The organism is Galbibacter marinus, from assembly GCF_000300875.1.
Lineage (GTDB): Bacteria > Bacteroidota > Bacteroidia > Flavobacteriales > Flavobacteriaceae > Galbibacter > Galbibacter marinus.
In genome coordinates, this window is sequence record NZ_AMSG01000004.1 from 25,095 (window position 1) to 44,249 (window position 19,155).

19 protein-coding genes are annotated in these 19,155 nt (G+C 37.4%); 9 read left to right on the forward strand and 10 right to left on the reverse strand.

The annotated features are described in order from the left end of the window. Window positions 1-115: 115 nt before the first annotated feature. From I215_RS04755 to murI, 8 genes are all read left to right on the forward strand, one after another. Window positions 116-772 carry a CBS domain-containing protein gene (locus I215_RS04755; protein WP_040459872.1) on the forward strand — a complete coding sequence of 219 codons (657 nt, stop codon included), beginning with the start codon at window positions 116-118 and terminating at the stop codon, window positions 770-772. 35 nt (window positions 773-807) lie between these two features. Beyond that, a complete protein-coding gene (locus I215_RS04760) occupies window positions 808-1,695 on the forward strand; it encodes an NAD kinase (protein ID WP_008990825.1) in 888 nt (295 codons plus the stop codon). Between the two features lie 110 nt (window positions 1,696-1,805). After that, on the forward strand, window positions 1,806-2,513 hold the full coding sequence (gene porG, locus I215_RS04765) for a type IX secretion system protein PorG (RefSeq protein WP_008990826.1): 708 nt from the start codon (window positions 1,806-1,808) through the stop codon (window positions 2,511-2,513). 10 nt (window positions 2,514-2,523) lie between these two features. After that, window positions 2,524-3,261, forward strand: a complete 738-nt coding sequence (locus I215_RS04770) for an isoprenyl transferase (protein ID WP_008990827.1) — start codon at window positions 2,524-2,526, stop codon at window positions 3,259-3,261. A 7-nt stretch (window positions 3,262-3,268) separates the two neighbouring features. Further along, complete coding sequence (locus tag I215_RS04775; RefSeq protein WP_051009166.1) at window positions 3,269-5,812, forward strand: BamA/OMP85 family outer membrane protein; 2,544 nt, start codon at window positions 3,269-3,271, stop codon at window positions 5,810-5,812. Between the two features lie 125 nt (window positions 5,813-5,937). Next, window positions 5,938-6,741 carry an OmpH family outer membrane protein gene (locus I215_RS04780; protein ID WP_008990829.1) on the forward strand — a complete coding sequence of 268 codons (804 nt, stop codon included), beginning with the start codon at window positions 5,938-5,940 and terminating at the stop codon, window positions 6,739-6,741. A gap of 66 nt (window positions 6,742-6,807) precedes the next feature. Continuing rightward, window positions 6,808-7,317, forward strand: a complete 510-nt coding sequence (locus I215_RS04785) for an OmpH family outer membrane protein (RefSeq protein ID WP_008990830.1) — start codon at window positions 6,808-6,810, stop codon at window positions 7,315-7,317. Between the two features lie 72 nt (window positions 7,318-7,389). After that, entirely contained in the window at window positions 7,390-8,178 is a 789-nt protein-coding gene (gene murI / locus I215_RS04790; RefSeq protein ID WP_008990831.1) for a glutamate racemase, read from the forward strand. Window positions 8,179-8,184: 6 nt separating this feature from the next. On the opposite strand, the gene I215_RS04795 is transcribed toward murI, so the two are convergent. The 6 genes from I215_RS04795 to surE all read right to left on the reverse strand — a co-directional run bounded on the left by I215_RS04795 (window position 8,185) and on the right by surE (window position 11,901). Then, on the reverse strand, window positions 8,185-8,673 hold the full coding sequence (locus I215_RS04795; RefSeq protein ID WP_008990832.1) for a dihydrofolate reductase: 489 nt from the start codon (window positions 8,671-8,673) through the stop codon (window positions 8,185-8,187). After that, entirely contained in the window at window positions 8,673-9,074 is a 402-nt protein-coding gene (locus tag I215_RS04800) for a 2TM domain-containing protein (RefSeq protein ID WP_008990833.1), read from the reverse strand. The genes I215_RS04795 and I215_RS04800 overlap by 1 nt, the downstream gene beginning before the upstream one ends. A 76-nt stretch (window positions 9,075-9,150) precedes the next feature. Continuing rightward, window positions 9,151-9,690 carry a C40 family peptidase gene (locus I215_RS04805; RefSeq protein WP_008990834.1) on the reverse strand — a complete coding sequence of 180 codons (540 nt, stop codon included), beginning with the start codon at window positions 9,688-9,690 and terminating at the stop codon, window positions 9,151-9,153. A gap of 27 nt (window positions 9,691-9,717) precedes the next feature. Then, window positions 9,718-10,830, reverse strand: coding sequence for a lipid-A-disaccharide synthase (gene lpxB, locus I215_RS04810; protein WP_008990835.1), 1,113 nt, complete (start codon window positions 10,828-10,830; stop codon window positions 9,718-9,720). A 17-nt stretch (window positions 10,831-10,847) separates the two neighbouring features. After that, window positions 10,848-11,129, reverse strand: coding sequence for a hypothetical protein (locus I215_RS04815; protein WP_040459874.1), 282 nt, complete (start codon window positions 11,127-11,129; stop codon window positions 10,848-10,850). After that, the gene (surE, locus tag I215_RS04820; protein WP_008990837.1) at window positions 11,122-11,901 is read right to left on the reverse strand and encodes a 5'/3'-nucleotidase SurE; all 780 of its coding nucleotides are present in this window, start codon (window positions 11,899-11,901) and stop codon (window positions 11,122-11,124) included. The genes I215_RS04815 and surE overlap by 8 nt, the downstream gene beginning before the upstream one ends. A 284-nt stretch (window positions 11,902-12,185) precedes the next feature. Between surE and I215_RS04825 the strand changes: the two genes are divergently transcribed. Further along, a complete protein-coding gene (locus tag I215_RS04825) occupies window positions 12,186-14,381 on the forward strand; it encodes a carboxy terminal-processing peptidase (protein ID WP_008990838.1) in 2,196 nt (731 codons plus the stop codon). A 228-nt stretch (window positions 14,382-14,609) separates the two neighbouring features. On the opposite strand, the gene rodA is transcribed toward I215_RS04825, so the two are convergent. From rodA to mreC, 4 genes are read right to left on the reverse strand one after another with little or no spacing between them, the layout of a single operon-like run. Then, window positions 14,610-15,887: a rod shape-determining protein RodA gene (gene rodA, locus I215_RS04830; RefSeq protein ID WP_008990839.1), complete on the reverse strand. Its 1,278-nt coding sequence runs from the start codon at window positions 15,885-15,887 to the stop codon at window positions 14,610-14,612. Further along, window positions 15,880-17,826, reverse strand: a complete 1,947-nt coding sequence (mrdA, locus tag I215_RS04835) for a penicillin-binding protein 2 (protein ID WP_008990840.1) — start codon at window positions 17,824-17,826, stop codon at window positions 15,880-15,882. The genes rodA and mrdA overlap by 8 nt, the downstream gene beginning before the upstream one ends. Next, window positions 17,823-18,332: a rod shape-determining protein MreD gene (gene mreD, locus I215_RS04840; RefSeq protein WP_008990841.1), complete on the reverse strand. Its 510-nt coding sequence runs from the start codon at window positions 18,330-18,332 to the stop codon at window positions 17,823-17,825. Before mreD ends, mrdA begins: the two co-directional genes overlap by 4 nt. Continuing rightward, window positions 18,325-19,146, reverse strand: a complete 822-nt coding sequence (gene mreC, locus I215_RS04845) for a rod shape-determining protein MreC (RefSeq protein WP_008990842.1) — start codon at window positions 19,144-19,146, stop codon at window positions 18,325-18,327. Before mreC ends, mreD begins: the two co-directional genes overlap by 8 nt. Between the last annotated feature and the right edge of the window lie 9 nt (window positions 19,147-19,155).

Sequence of the window (19,155 nt, forward strand, 5' to 3'; positions counted from 1 at the left end):
TCTTAAAATCTTTAAAAAGGCTCGTAAGGACATTTGTTTGAAAACTTTAAAATACAAACTAAAGCCTGCTATATTTAAACAGAAAATCATTAATTTGCATTTCAATACTATTGCGATGAATTTACATTCCTATATAAATAACGACGTGTTGCCATTGTTGCCGAATTATCCGGTGAAAATGGTGCTTGGAATGTTCTCTGTCTGTACTAATACGCATATTCCACTAGTAGAGGATCACAAATTACTCGGTCTTATTTCGGAGGATGATGTGCAAGGTTTTGATCCAGATAAGCGGATGAGTGATTATTTATACGCCTTAGATCTGTTTTTTGTGCGCAAAACCACCAATTGGATTGATGTCTTAGAAGCTTTTGCTAAGTTCAACGCTAATGTGATGCCAGTACTTGACGAGCACAACAACTATATTGGTTATTATGAACTGATCGATATTATGAGTTTATTTAAAGAAACACCTTTTTTAAATGAACCAGGTGGGGTGTTAATTGTAGAGAAAGGGCATAAGGATTATTCCTTTAGTGAAGTTTCTCAAATTGTCGAAAGTAACAATGCAAAACTATTGGGGGCATTTATTTCAGATGATAAGGATGATATCACTCAAATCACCATGAAAGTAGGGGGCAGTGGTCTTTCTGAAATTATCCAAACCTTTAGAAGGTATAGTTATAAAATCGTAGTAGGTATTGAGGAGGATTCCTATGTTGAAGGACTTAAGGAGCGATCGGATTATTTGAATAAATTTCTTGAAATATAATTATAATAACGCTTGTGTTAAACAACATCGACTAAATGAAAATAGGTATTTACGGGCAATATTATAAGGAGGATTCCAAAGACTGTGTCACCAACCTGCTTAACATTCTTCGAAAAAATAATATAGAGGTTCATATTGAGGCCAATTATTTGAAGCAACTCGGAAAGTTTCTTAAAGTGGAACAGACTTATGAGACTTTTTCTGGTTTTGAGGACCTCGATGATACATTTGATGTCTTTCTAAGTGTTGGAGGGGACGGAACTATGCTAAGTACTGTGCTTTATGTCAGAGATCTTAATATACCGATCCTAGGGATTAATACAGGTCGACTTGGCTTCTTAGCGACAGTTCAAAAGGATGACGTAGAGAAAGCCATGGAAGAATTACTTGAGCGCAAGTACGAGGTGGAACAGCGTGCCTTATTACAGGTAAGTACCAGTAATGGCAGTATTGAGGATCAAACAGTAGTGAATTTTGCACTCAACGAGGTTACGGTAGTTCGTAAAAACACAACTTCCATGATCACGATCGAGACTTGGCTTGATGATGAATATTTGACTTCATACTGGGCGGATGGACTTATTCTTGCCACTCCTACAGGTTCAACAGGGTATTCGCTGAGTTGTAATGGACCTGTGATTGCTCCAAGTACGGATGCTTTCGTATTAACGCCTATCGCACCACATAACTTAAATGCACGTCCTCTGGTAATTCCAGATAAAACAAAAGTGAAATTAAGAGTCTCTGGAAGAGTAGATCAATATTTGATATCTTTGGATTCACGCATTGCGACTTTAAGGAATGATACCGAAGTTTTTATAGAGCAGGCACCCTTTAATATTAAATTGATACAGTTAAAAGATGAGAGTTTCTTGAAGACCCTTAGACAGAAACTGCTCTGGGGAGAAGATAGACGTAATTAATAGCCCTTGATTAACATTATTAACCAAACCATGATATTTTTATAGCATATAAATAGCGACTTACTGCTTATAAAATATCAGAATGTATATATTTGCAAACTTTGAAAGGTATGAACTTTAGAAACTTAGCCATACTATTTATGCTGACCACAAGCTTGTCAAGCGCTCAGATGTTTGAGATTGGCGGATTTGTTGGAGGGAGTAATTATATCGGTGATGTCGGATCTTCATGGTATATAAACCCCAATAGTTTAGCCGTTGGAGGTGTTTTTAAATGGAATGTCAGTGAGCGATATGCCTATAGGGCATCCGTTACTGCTTCACAATTACGTGCCTCGGATAAAGATGCTGATACATACGGACGATTTAAACGAGGATTAAATTTTTCGAATAATGTAATTGAAGGTGCTTTGGGAATGGAGTTTAATTTTTGGGAGTTTGATCTAGGTCCATTTTCAAGATCCGTGACACCTTATATTTATGGTGGTGGAGCAGTATTGTGGTATGAAAATTTGTACTACGACGAGTTGAACTTCCAAAATGGAAATAATGGTGATAAAAGTGCTCTAGTAGACAAAAATAAAATTACTTTTGCCATCCCGATGGCCTTGGGGGTGAAAGCAAAGATTAATACACGATTTGTATTAGGAGCCGAAGTAGGGGTGCGTTATACCTTTACCGATAATTTGGACGGGAGTTACCCAAGCGATGACACTAAGGTGAGGTTTGGTAACGTTTTAAGTGATGACTGGTATGTTTTCTCTGGGATTACCTTAACCTATACATTCGGAAAGGAATCGTGTTATAGCTGTTTTTGATTGATCAATAATGAATGAAGATATAATTAATAAAGATAATTTACCAAAGCATATTGCTATAATTATGGATGGCAATGGGCGTTGGGCCAAACAAAAAGGGAAGCTTAGGGTTTTTGGCCATGAGCATGGGGCTAAAACGGTAAAGAAAATAGTTGAAGCCTGCGGATCCTTGGGCATCGAAAATTTAACCTTATACACCTTTTCTACCGAGAATTGGAGTAGGCCAAAGCTAGAGGTCGAAACTCTGATGCGCCTTTTGGTGTCTTCTTTAAAGAAAGAGTTAAATACCCTGATTAAAAATAATATTAAACTTAGGGCCATTGGAAGCCTTGAAAGTCTACCATCTTTAGCCCAAAAGGAATTGTTGGAAGTGATAGGAAAAACCAAGGACAATTCAAAAATGACACTCACCTTGGCGCTTAGTTACGGGTCTAGAGAAGAACTAAAAAATGCCATAGTACAGATAAGTACTAAAGTTAAAAATAATATAATTTCTCCCGATTCTATTGATGAATCGATTATTAATAATCATCTTTACACGCATGATTTGCCAGATGTGGACTTGTTGATCAGAACAAGTGGAGAGTGCAGGATAAGTAATTTTTTACTTTGGCAGATAGCTTATGCGGAATTGTACTTCACCGATACACTTTGGCCAGACTTTACCAGAGAACACTTGTGTGAGGCAATTGTAAATTATCAAAACAGAGAACGTAGATTTGGAAAAACAAGCGAACAACTTAACTAAGAATATCATGTTGAAGCGATATTTGGGTATCCTTTTATTACTACTAATTTTTACGAAATACGCAAGTGCACAGGATACTACCTTTGATAAGGGAGAGGAATACATTCTCGGAGGTATTGATGTTACTGGAGTAGAGACTTATAACGACCAGAGTGTTATTAGTTACACAGGATGGAGAATTGGACAAAAGATTACTGTTCCGGGAGAGCAAATCAGCGATGTGATTAGTAAGCTTTGGGGACTTAATTTATTTAGTGACATCAACATCTACAAAACTAAGATTGAAGGCGATAAGATATTTCTTGAAATAAGTGTTGTTGAGCTTCCCGTTCTAGCTGATGTAAAGGTAACTGGTATTAAAGAAAGAAAGATTGATGACCTTATTGAAGAGGCAGATCTTAAAAAAGGTAAAAAAGTAACTGAAGGTTTTCTTGCCAATACCAAAAGCTACCTTACTAATAAATATAAAAAGGAAGGTTTCTTAAATACTAAGGTGAATATCAACACCATTAAATCCGATACTGTTGAAACCAGTAATGAGGTAAAAATGGTCGTAGCAATTGATAGGGGTGAAAAAGTAAAAGTTGGTAATATTGAGTTTCACGGTAATGAAATGCTAAGTGATAGGAAGCTCAGAAAGTCCATGAAAAATACCAAGCAGAAGGTGTTCGGTCGTTTTTGGAAAAAATCGAAATTTATTCCAGAAGATTTTGAAGCTGATTTAACCTCTGTGATTGACACATATAAAGAAAACGGTTACCGTGATGCGCGTATTATAACTGATACAGTTGTTCGTCAAAATGAAAAAACTATTGACATAGACATTACCCTACAGGAAGGTGATAAATATTACTTCGGAGAAATCGACTTTGTAGGTAATACAGCTTATTCAGACCAGCAATTAGGAAGAATCCTAGGGCTTAAAAAAGGAGATGTATACAATGGTGTTTTATTCGACAAACGAATTGAGGATAACACCAAGCCTGATGGTAACACTATTGCAAACTTATACCAAAATAATGGGTATTTGTTCTCACAAATTAACCCAGTAGAGGTTTCTGCAAAAAATGATACGATCGATTTTGAAGTGCGTATTGTTGAAGGTAAATTGGCTTATTTCCAAGAAGTGAGTGTTTCTGGAAATGAGAGAACCAATGACCATGTAATTTATAGAGAACTTAGAACACGTCCTGGACAGTTGTATTCCAAAGAGAATGTTGTTCGAACCATCCGAGAATTAGGACAGTTAGGATTCTTTGATCCTGAAACAATTAATCCTGAGATCAAAGATGCCAATCCAGAGGCTGGTACTGTAGGAATTAACTATGCCTTGACGGAAAAAGGATCCAGCCAGATCGAACTTCAGGGTGGTTACGGTGGTGGTGGATTCATCGGAACTGTAGGACTTTCTTTTAATAACTTTTCTATTAAAAATATCTTTAACGGAGAAGAATACAAACCTGTTCCAATGGGTGATGGTCAAAGATTGTCACTTCGTTTACAAGCAAGTAGATTCTTCCAAACCTATAGTTTCTCTTTTGTAGAGCCTTGGTTAGGAGGGAAGAAGCCAGTTCAGTTTTCTACTTCTATATCAAGAACATTACAATTTAGATATAACCCAAGAACGGGAGATGCTGATAAGGATCAACGTTTTGTAATCACGGGTGCTACAGTTGGTCTTGCCAAAAGATTGCGTTGGCCTGATGATCACTTCCAGTTATCTCATGCCTTGAGCTACCAGCACTATGATCTTCAAAATTACAACACTTCGTTGTTTACTTTTGGAAATGGGTATTCTCACAACTTTGCATACACAATTCAGCTAAGTCGAAATAACACTTATGTGAATCCAATTTTCCCGATGGGAGGATCAGAGTGGAATATTAGCTTAAAGCTCAGTCCACCATATTCGTTGTTTAATAATATTGATTATGGGAATTTAGAGAATGATCCTGAGTTCCAAATGATCAATTCTCAGAATCAGGTGGTGCCAGATCAACCTAAAATTGATCAGGAAAAGTATAAATTGCAAGAATTCTATAAAGTTAAGTTTTCTGGAAACTGGTATACCAATATTGTAGCTAAATTGGTTTTGAAAACAGGAATCGAATTTGGGTTCTTAGGTGCCTATAATGATGAGAGAGGTGTGATACCCTTTGAGCGTTTCTTCTTAGGAGGAGATGGTTTAGGGAATTATACACTAGATGGAAGGGATAATATTTCTTTAAGAGGATATCCGAATCAATCCTTATCAGGTATTGATGGTTCTACAGTGTATAATAAGTTCTCTTTGGAACTTAGATACCCGATTACTTTAAAACCAACAGCATCTATTTATGGATTGACATTTGTCGAAGGAGGTTCAGCCTATGACACCTTTAATCAATACAATCCGTTTAATTTAAAAAGATCTGCAGGCCTTGGGGTGCGTATTTTTATGCCAGCCTTTGGACTATTGGGAATCGACTTTGGATATGGATTTGATCCAATTCCAGGAGAGGTTGAGCCAAGTGGATGGCAAACGCACTTTATAATTGGGCAGCAGTTTTAAATTTTGGCACGATATTTTCTATATATAAGTAGTTGTTGTTTTTTGGGGGAAGTAGTACAATGGATACTTGATATATAAATTTTTTTTAGTTTCTTCGTATTCTGTATGTAATTAAACCTAAAACCATGAAACCAACTACCGTTCTTTTAGTATTGTTATTATCTATTGGGAGCTTTTGTGTAAATGCTCAAAGAGGTGTTCGTATTGGATATGTGGATATGGATTATATCCTTGAGAGTGTTCAAGAATACCAAACGGCTAACGAACAATTAGCCAAGAGAGTTCAAAAGTGGAAGGTTGAGGTAGAGGAGCAAAAGGCAAGTATCGCGCAAATGAGAAGTGATCTTGCGGCAGAGAAGGTGCTACTTACTAAGGAGCTCATACAGGAGCGCGAGGATGAAATTAATGCCTTGGAACTTCAAATGAAGGACTATCAGCAAGATAGGTTTGGACCCCAGGGTGATTTAGTGCGTCAGCGTAGTCAATTGGTCAAGCCAATACAGGATCAAGTTTTCAATGCGGTTCAGGAAATTGCAGCCAATAAAAAATTTGATTTTGTTTTTGATAAGTCTGCTGATGTTGTTATGTTGTACTCCGATAGACGTTTTGATATAAGCGATCAGGTATTGCGTAGTATCAATGCTACTAGAAAAAGAGGCGGTGTAAATGAAAATAGTGCTTTGGAAAAGTACGAAGAAGTAGAGCCAGATCCTGAGCTTTTAGAGCGTCAACAAGCCTATGAACAAAAGAAAGAGGATAGGGCAGCGGAGATTGAGCAAAGACGTGCTGATAAATTAAAAGAAATTGAGGCGCGTAAAAAAGCCTATGAAGAGCGAAGAAAGAAGATGTTAGAGGAAAGAGAAGCTAAAAGACAAGAAAAATTAGAAGAAAGAGCAAAGCTCATAGAAGAGAGAAAGAATTCAAACTAAAAGGGAAACGACTAGGGCGTTGACAGTTAATTAATAAGTAAAACAATTTAGAAATTTTTAAAAACCATGAAACAGTTTAAAACATTAGTAATTGCAGTTGTATTGGCCATAGGTTCAGTAGGTTTTGCTAGCGCACAGAGTAAAGTAGCTCATATTGATGTACAGCAATTGGTACAGGATATGCCGGAGATGAAGGCTGCACAAGCAGAATTACAAAAACTACAAGGAACATATAAGACTGATATTGATGCAAGCTATCAAGCGCTTCAAAGTAAAATGAAGACATATCAGTCTGAAGCTGCTACACAATCTCAAGAAGAGAACCAAAAACGTGCTCAGGAGGTTGAGGGAATGCAACAAAACATCATGCAAGCGCAACAACAAGCACAACAAGAGCTTAGTCAAAAAGAAATGGAGCTATTAAAACCAATTCTAGAAAAGGCGAATGCTGCTATCTTAAAAGTTGGTAAAGCACAAGGTTTTGATTATGTTCTAGATGCCTCTAGTGGTTCTGGAGTAATCTTAGCTGATGGTAAAGATCTTTTAGCTGAGGTTAAAAAAGAACTAGGATTTTAAGATTTAAATTTTAGTATAATATGCACTGAACTGTCTATATTTACATAGGCAGTTTTTTTATTTTATAAACAGGTGAACGCAAACCCTATTGGTATATTCGATTCTGGACTTGGTGGACTTTCCGTTTGGGAAGCCCTTTATGATTTGATGCCTGAAGAGTCCATGTTGTATTTGGCTGATAGTAAATACGCACCTTACGGTCATCGTCCTCAAAGTGAAATTATCCAGCTCAGTATCAAGAATATGGATTACTTGCTTGAAAAGGGGTGTAAAATAGTTGTAGTGGCTTGTAATACTGCAACCACCAATGCTATAGAGATTTTACGCCAATCCTATAGTGTTCCAATCATCGGTATAGAACCAGCTATAAAACCAGCTGCACTGAATTCTAAAACTGGTGTGGTAGGAGTGCTAGCAACAAGAGGAACCTTAGCGAGTAGTTTGTTTACAAAAACGGCTGCTTTGTATGCTAAGGATCGTAAAGTGATAGAGCAGTACGGTGATGGACTAGTAACCTTGATTGAAGCTGGAGAAATGCAGTCCGATCAGATGCATCAATTACTTTTGGAGTACCTAAACCCCATGATTAGTGCAGGGATCGATTATCTGGTACTCGGATGTACACATTACTCCTTTTTACGCCCTCAACTTGAAGAAATCCTCCCTAAGCAGGTCAAGATCATCGATGCGGCTAATGCAGTGGCTAAACAAACTAGAAGTATTTTAGAGAAGCAGAACTTACTAAATCAGGGAGCTCAAAGGCCAACCCTTAGGTTTTATACCAATAAGGACATCAGCGTCATGCAGCGCTTTTTACAGGCGCATCCAGCAGATAAAATTATTCAACAAGTCGATTTCTAAATAAATCTATTTTTTCCTTATGTAAGTAAGGTAGCTAAAGGAGTATTTATGCCTATCATCTTTTAGGTGGTGTTCCTGCGCGGTTAGTTCCCACTCCTGAGGATCGATTTCAGGAAAAAAGGTATCTGCTTCAACAGTTGCGTGAACGCGGGTGAGTTCTATTTTATCGGCAATATCCATAGCTTGCTTGTAGATTTCTCCACCACCGATAATAAAGGGTTGTGGATCGCTCACAGATGCTTTTAAGGCAGTTTCTAGACTGTGAGCCACAATACAGTTCCCCACTGCTTTGTAGTCTTCTTTTCGCGTAATAATAATATGGGTTCGGTTTGGAAGTGCTTTGGGTAAACTTTCAAAGGTTTTGCGTCCCATGATAATATGGTGACCACTGGTAAGCTCCTTAAACCTCTTAAAATCATCAGGTAGGTGCCAAACCAGATCGTTGTCTTTTCCAAGAGCGTTATTTTCTGCTGCAGCTGCTATAATAGTGATCATTAAGGTAATGGGTTTTGCGGGTTTGTACTAGCTTTTTTAGCGGCTTCTCTTTCCATTTCTTCTTGGATTTTTGCTAGTTTATTTTTCTGTAGATTAACTAATTTTTCACGCTGTTCGCGTTCCCATTTTTTACCCAAAAATCTATTGGTGACAAAGACATTGATCAAATGCAATAGAAATATGAAAGTCCAAATACAAATCCCCCAAACAAACCAGTTGTATTGCACATAATAGTTTAGAAACTTATTGGCTACAATCATAAATATACTTCCTAAAAGAAAGATTACAAAATGATAATATAATCGCTTTTTTTGTCGAATCCTGCTTTGTGCTGTCTCAATGAGTTCGTGTTGGTCGATGTCGATCTCTAGAAGCTTCTTCGGGTCTTTTTTAGAAAACATAGTTCTGATATTTTTACTAAAGTTACAAAATACAAGTCATTACCGGTAAAAATAATTCCAGGTCACCTAATAATAATTAAAGAATTCTTCTAGCATGATCAAAAGCGTAATTCCAATAACCTTCACTTAGAAATGAAACAAGAACGCCTCTTGATGTGGTGGAATGAATGAATTCAATATCACCTGCTCGGGTACTCACCACTAGTCCCACATGGTTGATTCTTTTTCTGTTTTTACTAGTGGTAAAGAATAAAAGGTCGCCTTTTTCAACTTCTTTTAGCTTAATTTTTTTGCCCTGTTTTGCCATTTGGGCAGATACTCTTTGCAGTGGTATGCCATGCTCTTTAAAAGATACATAGATAAGTCCTGAACAATCCATTCCCTTTTTTGTGGTTCCTCCATATCGGTATGGAGTTCCATTATAGTTCATGGCTGTTTTTATAATGGCATTTGATTTTTTAGATTCTTTCCCAGACTTCTCTCTGCGATCTTCTTGATCAGATGTAGGTTGGGTGTTTTCACTCTTAGGTGTATCTGCTGAAACCGATACAGTCCGTTGGTTGGATTTACATCCGATAAGGCTAATAAGAAGTATTGCGATAAATAAATTTCTCATGTTGTTATTTTGGGCTTGGAGGGCAAATTAAGAAATTTTATCATAAATCAGTTGGGCCGTCTTTAAACTTGCGCCATTTCCACCTAACTTTTGTTCAAGTTCAAAATAATCTAGGAACATCTTCTTTCGAACTTCTTCACTGAGGATTTTTTCAAGTTCTAATTTGAGGTTTTTTGAATTAAATTCCGATTGTATAAGTTCCTTGACCACTTCCTTGTCCATTATTAAATTGACTAGAGAAATGTATTTCAAGGTAATAATACGTTTTGCAATTTGATAACTGATCCAGTTTCCTTTATAACACACGACCTCTGGTACTTTGAATAGGGCAGTTTCTAAGGTCGCTGTTCCACTTGTAACAAGCGCTGCCTTTGAAACACTCAGTAATTCATAGGTTTTGCCACTGACAAATTGAACATTACTTTTTTTGATAAATTGTGCATAGAACTGGTAGTCTTGACTTGGGGCTCCTGCGATTACAAATTGATACTGCTTAAAATCATCTACAATGCTTAGCATCACGCTTAACATATTGGAAATTTCTTGTTTTCTACTACCAGGAAGTAGGGCGATGATTTCACGTTGATCCAAGTTGTTTTCCAATCTAAACTGATCGGGAGTAATTTGCGGGGCGTAATGAATGGCATCCAATAGGGGGTGACCTACAAAGTGGACTGGAAACTTATGTTTTTCTTCGTAAAACTCCTTTTCAAAGGGAAGAATGACAAACATCTCATCGATGTCTCTTTTGATGGCTTCTATCCTTGATTCTCTTGAGGCCCATATTTGAGGGGATACATAATAAAAGGTTTTGTATCCTAAAGGCTTTGCCCATTTGGCAATGCGTAAATTAAAACCGGAATAATCGATAAAGATCAGTACATCGGGTTGAAATTTTTCAATATCCTGCTTGCAATATTTTATGTTTGAAAAGATCTTTCTCAAATTCAGGAGCACCTCGAAAAACCCCATAAAGGCTTGTTGTTTGTAATGGCGAACAAGTTCTACCCCTTGGTCCTTCATCAGATCTCCTCCCCATCCCCTAAAGTCAGCATTATCATCAACTGTTTTAAGTGCCTTAACTAAATTGGAGGCATGCAAGTCGCCTGATGCTTCTCCTGCAATGATATAGTACTTCACGATCTTTTAATTTAAATTCAAAATAACTTTAACAGCAAAATTATTATTGCCGTTAGAAATGTAGCAATTAACACCCCTTTTGCTCTATGGTCACGTTTTAACTTAATGAAACCAAAAAATGCAGCTAGATTTAAAAGCGCACCTAAGGCTAAGATACTTCCTATGTGACCTTGTTCTCTAGCGATTTGTAGGCTGGTAGCAATAGAAAGGTCTGAAAAAATTAAGATATAACCTAGTGTTCCAATGACGTTGGCTATAATTCCTACGATAAAGCCAATGGTGATTTCTTTTCTAATGATCAAATTCCCAGGTGTTTAAATCTTGAATTGTGTGATGTGCTGTCAGGTCAAATTGCACTGGAACAACAGAGACATAGCCGTTTTCTAAAGCCCATTCATCGGTGTCTTCACCTTTGTCTTGGTTGACAAATTTTCCAGATAGCCAGTAATAATCTCTACCCATGGGGTTGGTTCTTTTGTCGACAGACTCTATCCAACGGGCTTTGGCTTGACGACAAATCTTGATGCCTTTAATTTCGTTTTTCTTTAGTTTGGGAAAGTTAACATTTAATACCACTCCTTTTGGGATGCCGTTTTTAAGGGCATTTTCAGTAATGGTTTTAACGTAATCCTTCACCGCGTCAAAGTCAGCCTCCCAAGAATAGTCACATAGTGAAAACCCTATACCTGGGATCCCTTCAATTCCTGCTTCAACAGCAGCACTCATGGTTCCAGAGTAGATAACGTTAATCGAGGAGTTGGACCCGTGATTAATACCACTGACGCAAATATCTGGTTTACGGTTGAGTATTTCATTGACTGCGAGTTTTACACAATCCACTGGCGTACCGCTACAACTGTATTCTAAATGAATGTCTTTTTCGTCTATGGTGATGGGACTGCAGTATAATGTTGAATTTAAAGTAATAGCATGTCCCATAGCACTTTGTGGGCTATCTGGTGCTACTACAATTACATCTCCAAGTTGATTCATTACCTCTATGAGCGCTCGCAAACCAGGAGCGGTAATACCATCGTCATTGGTGACAAGGATTAAGGGTTTTTTTTCCATTTTTATACAAAATTGATATCGCTAAAATAATGAAATTAAAGTACAATGGAGGTACTTAGATGTTTAACAAAATATTAGTTGATATTTAGGTATTTGGCATAATATTTTCTTTAATTTAGTCGTCCTTTTGCCATGATATCGCAAAAAAGGTAAATCATATGAAGGTAAGAATTACTTTAACACAAAAGTTTTTTCTTATATTGGAGGCATCACAGGGATAATGGTTTAGAGTGTGCCATTGAAAAAATGATGAGATAAGAATCTCTGTAAAAAAAAATTAATAAATGAAAAGGAATTTAGTGTATGTATTGGCCGTATTGCTTATATCGGCCGCATCGTGTAGTTTTACCAATAAGTCGTTTGACAATCCAGATAAGGACAAACTTCTCATAGATCTTATTACCTATGTATTAGAAAACGGTCATTTTGATCCAAAGAATTTTAACGACGAATTTTCCCAACAGGTCTACGATAATTATATTGAGAGCCTAGATCCGTTGAAGCGTTACTTTCTACAATCCGATATTGATGAATTCAGTGCCTATCGCGAGGCTATTGACGATCAGATTAAAACCTCAGATATCAGCTTTTTTACCTTGACCTATGAGCGGTTAATGCAGCGCATGGATGAGGCTTCGGTGATGTATAAAGATGTTTTGGAGACTCCATTTGATTATTCAAAGGATGATAGCATTGATGTAAATTATGACAAGCTGGGTTATGCTAAAAACAAAGAAGAGTTGTGGGAGCGTTGGAGAAAACAACTAAAATTCTCCACTCTTGAACGATACGCCTCTGCACTGGAGAGTGCAGAAGACTCTATTGATAGTGATTTAGACCAAGAAGATAAGGCTGCTTTAAATGAAGAGGTTGAATTCCAAGAGGCAATCGATACTACTTATTTGCCAACTGATGATCCTGTGGCACTGGAGAAAAAAACCAGAGAGGCAACACTTAAAACTCTTGGAGAGTATTTTGAATTTATGGAAGACCTAGACCGTGAAGATTGGTTTTCAGCGTATCTGAATGCTATTGTAGGTGGTTTTGATCCTCATACGGTGTATTTTGCACCAGAGGAAAAGGAGCGTTTTGATACCAGTATGTCTGGGAAGTTTGAAGGAATTGGGGCAAGGCTTCAGAAAAAAAGTGACCATATTAAAATTGTTGAAATTATCTCAGGAGGACCTGCTTGGCGCGGTGATGACCTAGAGGTAGGGGATGAGATTGTTAAAGTTGGTCAGGAAGGTGAAATCCCAGTGAGTATTGTTGGAATGCGATTGGAGGATGCGGTAAAACTCATTAAAGGTCCAAAAGGAACCAAAGTACTACTTACCGTAAAACGCGTTGACGGATCCATTGAAGAGATTCCAATTGTACGTGATGTGGTTGAATTGGAAGAGTCTTATGCGAAGTCTTCTATTGTTAAAAAGAATGATCGCATCTTTGGAGTTATTAATTTGCCTAAGTTCTATATTGACTTTGAAGATTATAACGGAAGGAATGCATATTCTGATGTAGCTAAAGAGGTAGAGAGAATGAAGGAAGCTGGTGTAGAAGGTCTAGTGTTGGATTTAAGAAACAACGGCGGTGGATCACTAAAAACAGTGGTTGATATGGCAGGACTTTTTATTAAAGAAGGGCCTATAGTACAAGTCAAATCTACTGGAAAGAAAAAGGAAATATTATCCGATAAGGATGATCGTATACAATGGGAAGGTCCACTAGTGATTCTGGTGAACGAATTATCAGCATCTGCCTCTGAGATTTTAGCAGCTGCAATGCAAGACTATAAAAGAGCGATTGTCCTTGGGAGTAAGCAAACCTATGGTAAGGGTACTGTTCAAAATATCATTAATCTAAATCAGTTCTTAAGAGGAAGTAATGAGTTTGGTGATGTTGGAGCGCTGAAAGTAACCACTCAGAAGTTCTATCGTATTAGTGGAGAATCAACACAATTAGAAGGCGTGAAGAGTGATGTGATTGTTCCAGATAAGTATAGTTATACTGATATAGGTGAAAAAGATCAAGATAATCCACTACCCTGGGATAAGATTGAGGCTGCGCCTCATAAGCCATGGAGCGGTTATATTGACTATGATCTTACCATTGAGAGAAGTAAAGAGCGCATGGCTCAAAATCCACAGCTTCAGTTGATCGATCAAAATGCACGATGGATCAAAGAGCAGCAGCAGGAAAAAGTATATTCGCTGAATCTAAATGATTATAAGCTGGAAGCTGAGCAAGATAAAGAAGTCATGAAACGCTTTAGAGATATTTCTGAGTATGAAACTAATCTGAGCTTTACCTCGCTTGGTTACGAGAAGGAATTAATGGCCAGTGACACCATTTTAAAGGCAAAAAGAGAGCGTTGGCATGCTAATTTATCCAAAGATGTATATATTGAAGAAGCGATTCATGTGTTAGAGGATTTAAAGGTAAGTACTATGAAAAGTGGAAAGGTCGCTCGAATAAGAGATTAACAATTTTTAAAATATACAAAAGAGAAGGGCCGTTTAGTTTTAACAATTAAGCGGTCTTTTTTGTTTTAATTATAATTCCAAGCTGTTAGATAGCCTATAAAACTTTAAAGGACTAAGGAATGTTTCGCAATTATCTTTTTGCGTTATAAGATTGTTTATACATTATGGATTACTGTCTTGTAATGTGACTGAAAATAATCGCTCTTATTTCCCTTTAGTTTTTGGGTCTTACCATTCGTTGATACGGTTGGCATCGAGTTTTAAAAATATAAACAAGAGCATGGTAAATCCTAGAAGACCAGAGCCTCCATAACTAAAGAAAGGCAATGGTATTCCAATTGTGGGTAACAGCCCAATTACCATTCCTATATTGATTGCAAAATGAAAGAATAGAATCGATGCAACGGAGTAGCCATAAATCCTGCTAAAGGATGATTTCTGTCGCTCTGCAAGAAAGATTACTCGAAGTACCAAAGCTGCGAATAGAAGCACAACAAGACCACTGCCCATAAACCCCCATTCTTCTCCCACGGTACTAAATATATAATCGGTGTGTTGTTCTGGCACAAAATTTCCTTTGGTACGGGTCCCCTCTAAAAAACCTTTTCCACTAAATCCTCCAGAGCCTATAGCTGATTCTGACTGATAGGTGTTATAACCTATTGTCTTTCGAATATGATCCAACTCTGCTGGGTTGTGTTCTAAGCGTAGCCATAAGCTGAAACGATCTCGGTGACGTTGTTCAAATACATGATCATAGATAAAGGATACCGAATAAGAAACCGCAATAGTGACTATAGTTATTGTGACAAGTCTAAAAACTGAAATTTTTCTTTTTCTTCGCTTTGTAATAAAATACCATAAGATAAGGATTACTATGGTTATTAAGCTCACCCATAGGGTTCCTATTAACAAGGTAGATATAAAGACAATGGCTCCAAATACTCCGACAAGCAAATAGTTGGCCGATAGTCCTTCTCTGTAGAGTACAAAGAAAAAAGCCAGGTATACAAGTGCACTACCTGGGTCAGGCTGAGGAATAATCAGTAGGGCAGGCAAGCATATAATTGCAAAAGCCTTTAAAAGGTCTTTAAAGTTGTTGAGGTCCGTTTGAATATCACTGACAAAATTAGCCAAGGCAAGAGCCGTAGCTGCTTTTGCAAATTCAGAAGGCTGTAAGGTCATACCTCCGATGGCATACCAGGAAGTGGCCCCGTTAATGTTCTTACCAAATAGAAAAAGGCCAGCTAGAGATAGTATGGTCGCTAGATAGATCACACTAGAGAAACGTTCATAAAATTTGGTTTCAATAGCCAGGGTAATAATAATGGTCAAGAAACTAACTATGATAAACATTAGTTGTTTACCGTGGAAGGTGTCAAGGTTCATGAGTCCTTGATGGTCGGAAGAATAGGTAGTTGAATAGATGTTTATCCAACCTATAAACACCAGACAAGCATATAGCAAAATGCTAAACCAGTCAATTGATTTAATAAAATTATTCATCGGTTGTTGGGGTGTTTATAGCCTTGCTTTGAGGTATTTCTTCTTCCTTTGGTTTAGGCCATTCGTTGTAGGTTTTACCATCGTTTATATAAAATGATTCTCCACCTAGTGGTTTTTCGTATTCGTCGATTAAACTACCCTGAAGTACATAGGCCTCTAAATCGGTACGACTAACAGTGCCGTTTATGTACTTATCTATCATTAAACCAGATATTCTACCAGCCCATCGGCTTCCCCAATAACCGTTTTCAACAAATACTGCAATGGCAATTTTTGGATTATCCACAGGGGCGAAGGCCACAAAAATTGAGTGGTCGGTCAATTGAACTCGTTTGCCTTCTATTCTAGTGAAGTTTTCAGCGGTACCCGTTTTTCCTGCTATTTCGATTCCTGGGATCTTTAAGAATCTCGCTGTTCCTTTTTCATAAACATCATGCATTCCTTGAACAACGGGTTCAAAATTCTCAGGGTCTATGGAAGTATGCTTTTCTATAATGAAATCGTGCGCAATGGTATCGTTTTCAATTTTCTTTATTATATGAGGCGTATAGTACGATCCTCTGTTTGCAATTATAGCTGTTAGATTGGCCAGCTGAATCGGTGTGGTGAGAATTTCTCCTTGGCCGATGGAGTTTGAAATGGTGTTGGTGGCAAACCATCTGTTTTCTCCGTAAATACTGTTGTAGGTAGTGGCGCTTGGAACGCGTCCCGCTTTCCCAATTGGCAGGTCATAGCCTAAGAAGTCGCCCAAACCAAAACTCTTTACGTGTTCATTCCACGCATTGAGTCCTTCTTCAGCACTTGGATACTTTTCAATTATTTTTCGATAAGTCGACGCAAAATACGTGTTACATGATCTGTATATCCCACGATTCATGTCGTTTATACTACCATAACTACAATGGCAACGCATAAATGCGCCACGTCCGTAGTGATAACCCCCATTACAAACCACCGTGGAATTTTCGTCGATTACCCCTTCCTGTAGACCGATTAGGGCATTGACAGCCTTAAAAGGAGAGCCTGGAGGGTACATTGCAATAAGACCTCTGTCGTATAAAGGTTTTGCAATGGAGTCGTAATAAAGTTGTGTATAGTTCTTTGATCGCTCACGTCCTACAAGCAGAGCTGGGTCATAGGAGGGTGCCGTGACTAGAGTTAGAATCTGACCCGTAGAGGGTTCAATTGCTACGATACCACCTCGCTTATTTTGCATTAATTTCTCCCCGTAGGCTTGAAGGTCAATATCAAGTGTTAGCTGGATGTCTTTTCCTGGTACTGGTAGGGTATCGTAAATGCCACCTTTATAGGAGCCGATTACCCTATTAAAACGGTCTTTCTGAATAAACTTTACGCCCTTTCGACCTCTTAGTGTTTCTTCATATTGTTTTTCAACACCTTGTCGACCGATAAGTTCTCCTGATTGGTAATAGGTGTTGTTTTTAAGATCCCGCTCGTTCACCTCACTAATATACCCTAGAACATTTGCCCCGACATGGGTGATATAATGTCTAAGGGACCGCTTTTGAATATAAAAACCTTCGTACTTTCTCATTTTCTCCTGAAGTACGGCATATTCCTTTTTGGATAATTGTTGTACAAAAACCGAAGGGAGTCGGGGAGAGTAGTTATTAGCTTTTCTGAATTTTTTATCGAAATCCTCTGTAGTAATATTTAATAAGGTGCAGAATTCTAAGGTATCTAATGGCTTTACTTCCCTTGGAATGACCATTACATCATAAGAGGGCTGATTGTCTACTAGTAATTTGCCATTTCTATCGTAGATATGGCCTCGTTCAGGATAATCGTAAACAGCCTTAATAGCAGTATCATCCAATGGGTTTTGACTACTATTATCTATTAATTGCAGATAGGTTAACCTGCCCAAATAAACAAATGTAGTTAGGATAATAATAAATGCTAAAAGTAATTTTCTCATGAACTCCTCCTGCTAAATAATGAGATGAAAATTAAACACAAAAGTAGGGTGAATATTGCAGAAAACACCGTTTTTTTCAAGATCAATACAATATGTGCAAAACTAAAAATCTCTAAAGAGAAAAGGATCAGATGATGTGTTAAAATTAGGATAAGAAGGAAGTTAATACGCTGCCCGAAATGCGTCTTTTCAATTTTGATGTTATAATAGTCATAACTCAGGCCAAAAACAAAGCGCATCATCATGGGTCTTAAGTACCCTATTACAAGACATGCTGCTGCGTGAACCCCTCCAGAATCGCTAAAGATATCAATACAAAACCCTAGAATGAAGCAGCATAAGATAAAAAAGATCCTGTTGTCCTTGTTATAAGGGAAAAAAACAATAAACAGAATGTAGATATATGGATTGATATATCCCAAAAAGTTAATGTGGTTAAATAGTACTACTTGGAAAAGCACCAAAACCAAAAAATTGACTGTATTTATAAAGACAGTTTTATTCATCGAGGCTGTTTTCCAATTCTAAAATTTCTTTTCTATTCAGGTTTTCTAATATATAGACTTGGTCTAAGGTGGTCATGTCATTAAATAAGTCCACATCGATAAGATAGTAATTCTCTGAGACATCTAATGAAAAGTCTTTTATGGTCCCAATGAGTATTCCTTTTGGAAATATACTGGACATCCCTCCAGTTATGATGGTGTCTCCTTTTTTAATCGGAGCCGAACGTAGTACATCGACTAGTTGAACCACATTGAAATCATCTCCATTCCATTTTAAGGATCCGAAATTATTGGTGTTTTTTATAGCAGCGTTTATTTCGGAGTACGTGTTGAGTACCGATTGAATGTTGGCATAGCCAGAAGAGGTGTTCTCGATAATACCAACGATTCCTTTACTGGTTATAACGCCCATATCCTGTGCGATACTATCCGAGCTTCCTTTATCAACTAAAAGATAATTGTTTAATTTGTTGTAGCTGTTCTTTATAATGGAGGCAGGACGAACTTTAAATTTTCTATCCAGAGAATCAGAATCCTTAAGACTATCCTTAATAGGAATGCCGCTATTTAAGAGCAATTTTCTTAAATAGCTGTTCTCCTGTATTAATTGTTGATTGTATTGTTTGAGATACAGGTAATCACCTATGTTGTTGGAAGTGTTATATATACCTCCTGAAACCCAATTCGCGGAATTTACAAACTTTGTATTGTGATAGGAGTGTGACTGAATTACAAGAAAAAGTGAGAAGCAAAAAAGCACAAAAAATGTAATAAAGGTTTTATGCCTTATTAAAAAATTGACTATTTGTTGCATTCACTTGTT

Excerpts from the sequence above, each read along its gene's own strand:
- I215_RS04755 (WP_040459872.1), top strand. The coding sequence starts at position 116 with ATGAATTTACATTCCTATATAAATAACGACGTGTTGCCATTGTTGCCG.
- I215_RS04760 (WP_008990825.1), top strand. The coding sequence starts at position 808 with ATGAAAATAGGTATTTACGGGCAATATTATAAGGAGGATTCCAAAGAC.
- porG (WP_008990826.1), top strand. The coding sequence starts at position 1,806 with ATGAACTTTAGAAACTTAGCCATACTATTTATGCTGACCACAAGCTTG.
- I215_RS04770 (WP_008990827.1), top strand. The coding sequence starts at position 2,524 with ATGAATGAAGATATAATTAATAAAGATAATTTACCAAAGCATATTGCT.
- I215_RS04775 (WP_051009166.1), top strand. The coding sequence starts at position 3,269 with ATGTTGAAGCGATATTTGGGTATCCTTTTATTACTACTAATTTTTACG.
- I215_RS04780 (WP_008990829.1), top strand. The coding sequence starts at position 5,938 with ATGAAACCAACTACCGTTCTTTTAGTATTGTTATTATCTATTGGGAGC.
- I215_RS04785 (WP_008990830.1), top strand. The coding sequence starts at position 6,808 with ATGAAACAGTTTAAAACATTAGTAATTGCAGTTGTATTGGCCATAGGT.
- I215_RS04795 (WP_008990832.1), bottom strand. The coding sequence starts at position 8,673 with ATGATCACTATTATAGCAGCTGCAGCAGAAAATAACGCTCTTGGAAAA.
- I215_RS04800 (WP_008990833.1), bottom strand. The coding sequence starts at position 9,074 with ATGTTTTCTAAAAAAGACCCGAAGAAGCTTCTAGAGATCGACATCGAC.
- I215_RS04805 (WP_008990834.1), bottom strand. The coding sequence starts at position 9,690 with ATGAGAAATTTATTTATCGCAATACTTCTTATTAGCCTTATCGGATGT.
- surE (WP_008990837.1), bottom strand. The coding sequence starts at position 11,901 with ATGGAAAAAAAACCCTTAATCCTTGTCACCAATGACGATGGTATTACC.
- I215_RS04825 (WP_008990838.1), top strand. The coding sequence starts at position 12,186 with ATGAAAAGGAATTTAGTGTATGTATTGGCCGTATTGCTTATATCGGCC.
- rodA (WP_008990839.1), bottom strand. The coding sequence starts at position 15,887 with ATGAATAATTTTATTAAATCAATTGACTGGTTTAGCATTTTGCTATAT.
- mrdA (WP_008990840.1), bottom strand. The coding sequence starts at position 17,826 with ATGAGAAAATTACTTTTAGCATTTATTATTATCCTAACTACATTTGTT.
- mreD (WP_008990841.1), bottom strand. The coding sequence starts at position 18,332 with ATGAATAAAACTGTCTTTATAAATACAGTCAATTTTTTGGTTTTGGTG.
- mreC (WP_008990842.1), bottom strand. The coding sequence starts at position 19,146 with ATGCAACAAATAGTCAATTTTTTAATAAGGCATAAAACCTTTATTACA.